Here is a 1574-nt window from a genome sequence, read left to right as displayed (position 1 = left end):
CAGGCTGTCGAGAAACTCTCGACAGCCTTTATTTTTAATCTTTTACTTTAACTATTCACCGCGTTAATTTGATATAATATAAGTACTACTAACTTAGGGCGGTGGATGGGATGTTCAAACCGAAAAGAGAATCACAATATGAAGCAGAATTTGTATTTATTGAAGATTTGGTTCCTGAGGACCATCTTCTGAGAAAGGTGGATAAATACATCGATTTTTCTTTTATCGAAGAGAAGGTGCGTCCCTTCTATTCCGAGAATAATGGGCGTCCTTCGGATCCGTTGATGCTTTTTAAGATGATGTTTATTGGCTACTTTTATGGCATCCGTTCAGAGCGGCAGTTAGAACGTGAAGTCCAGATGAACGTGGCGTATCGATGGTTTCTTGGCTTGAAACTCAATGATCCGGTACCTGACCATTCCACCATCAGCTGGAATCGGCGAACTCGTTTTAAGGGTACAACCATCTTTCAAGACATTTTTGATGAAATCGTTCACCAAGCCATGAATCATAAAATGGTCGGTGGGAGAGTTCTATTTACGGATTCCACTCACCTTAAAGCAAACGCCAATAAGCACAAATTTACCCGTGAAGAAGTGGAAGTTGAGACTCGGGAATACATAGAAGAACTCAATAGAGCGGTGGAAGAAGACAGATCAAACCACGGAAAAAAGCTCTAAAAGAAAGAGAGGGGGTGACAGAGACTAAAGAAATTCGAAAAAGCACAACCGATCCTGATTGTGGCTTTATGTCGAGGGAAAATAAGCAGGAAATGTTCTGTTATCTGGACCATCGAACAACGGATATGAAGTTCAATATCATAACGGATGCCTATGTTACTCCGGGAAATGTCCATGACTCTGTCCCTTACCTTTCTAGATTGGATCGTCAGATTGAACGATTTGGATTTAAAGTGGAAGCTGTAGCACTAGACTCAGGTTATTTAACGAATCCCATTTGTAAAGGTCTTCACGACAGAAGTATTTTTGGCGTCATTGCCCACAGGAGATTTCAGCCCACAAAAGGACTTTTCCCAAAATGGAAGTTTACCTATGACAAAGAACAGGATATCTATGTTTGTCCCAATGGCCAGAAGCTAGGGTATCGTACCACAACAAGAGATGGATACCGTGAATATAAATCGGACCCGAAAAGGTGTGCAACCTGCCCACTTCTGAACCAGTGCACGAGGTCAAAGAATAAACAAAAGGTCGTAACCCGCCATGTCTGGGAAGAACATAAGGAGAAGGTGCGGATAAATCGGCTTAGCCCTTCAGGAAAGGTTCTATATAAATATAGAAAAGAGAAAGTAGAGCGAAGCTTCGCAGATTCAAAAGAACTGCATGGGCTTCGCTATTGCCGGTTACGGGGATTACACAATGCGAGTGAGCAAGTGTTACTCACCGCAGCGTGTCAGAATATGAAAAAGATCGCCACACACCTAGCAAAGCTAGGATGAGGGTGGCGATCTTTGGATTCCCAATTAAAAATAAGAAGAAAATCGTAAAAATATAGAAAATGAACCAAATAAAAAGCTTGTGGAAGAAAAAATAGTGCCTTTCTCCACAAGCTGA

At 41.6% G+C, this 1574-nt stretch carries 1 protein-coding gene; it reads left to right on the top strand.

Going from position 1 to position 1574, the window contains the following annotated elements; all coding sequences use genetic code 11:
- Window positions 1-110 precede the first annotated feature (110 nt).
- Window positions 111-1459, top strand: a protein-coding gene (locus EV146_RS26690) for an IS1182 family transposase (RefSeq protein WP_132011608.1) whose coding sequence is annotated in 2 segments (ribosomal slippage) — window positions 111-675 and window positions 675-1459 — 1350 coding nt in all. Because the reading frame shifts where the segments join, the coding sequence is not laid out codon by codon here.
- Window positions 1460-1574 lie beyond the last annotated feature (115 nt).

Source organism: Mesobacillus foraminis (genome assembly GCF_004340465.1).
GTDB lineage: Bacteria > Bacillota > Bacilli > Bacillales > Cytobacillaceae > Mesobacillus_B > Mesobacillus_B foraminis.
Note: the sequence above shows the minus strand (reverse complement) of the source record. Positions and strands in the feature narration are given on the sequence as shown.